2 protein-coding genes are annotated in these 667 nt (G+C 43.0%); both read right to left on the bottom strand.

Going from position 1 to position 667, the window contains the following annotated elements:
• Positions 1–257: muconolactone Delta-isomerase (gene catC / locus CL42_RS16240; protein WP_035271042.1), on the bottom strand; the 257-nt coding region annotated here is incomplete at its 3' end.
• A gap of 26 nt (positions 258–283) precedes the next feature.
• A partial coding sequence (locus tag CL42_RS16235; protein ID WP_035271039.1) for an enolase C-terminal domain-like protein occupies positions 284–667 on the bottom strand: 384 nt, incomplete at its 5' end.

Genomic DNA, 667 nt, shown 5'->3' with positions numbered 1-667 from the left:
CGATTTAACGCCATTACTTCGATATTCATATATGGGTAAAGCGGAAGACCTTGTAAAATTGAATGAAGCTCTTCATTGCTTTCCACATCAAAAATACTGATGTTTGAATACTGACCTGTGATTCGCCAGATATGACGCCACTTGCCTTGTTGCTGTAACTCTTGCGAATATGCCTTTTCAACAGCTTTAATCTCATTCGCTTTTTCAACTGGCATATCCAGTGGGATGTTCACATCCATTCGTACATGAAACAGCATGTCTCACTCCTGATGTATCACGTCGCTTATTTGCGGCGAAGGTTGTCAATCTTGTCTAAATCCAACTCAATACCTAAACCATTGCCTTGAGGCAGATGTAATTCGAAATCACGATATTGAAGCGGGGTCTTTAAAATTTCGTCAGTCAACAGCAATGGACCAAACAATTCAGTGCCATATGCCAAATTCTCAAAGGTCGAGAACAAATGTGCAGAAGCGATGGTGCCAACAGAACCTTCAAGCATCGTGCCACCATACAGATCTACACCAGCGAGGTTTGCAATGGTTGCTACATCACGACCTTCGAGTAGGCCACCAGACTGAGCAACTTTTACAGCAAACACAGAAGCAGCATTACGCTTCGCTAAACGATAAGCTGTACTTGGACCCATCAATGACTCATCCGCCAT

Source organism: Acinetobacter sp. Ver3 (genome assembly GCF_000632455.1).
GTDB lineage: Bacteria > Pseudomonadota > Gammaproteobacteria > Pseudomonadales > Moraxellaceae > Acinetobacter.
The sequence above is the reverse complement of the archived record's forward strand: the minus strand, read 5'-3'. Positions and strand labels throughout refer to the sequence as shown.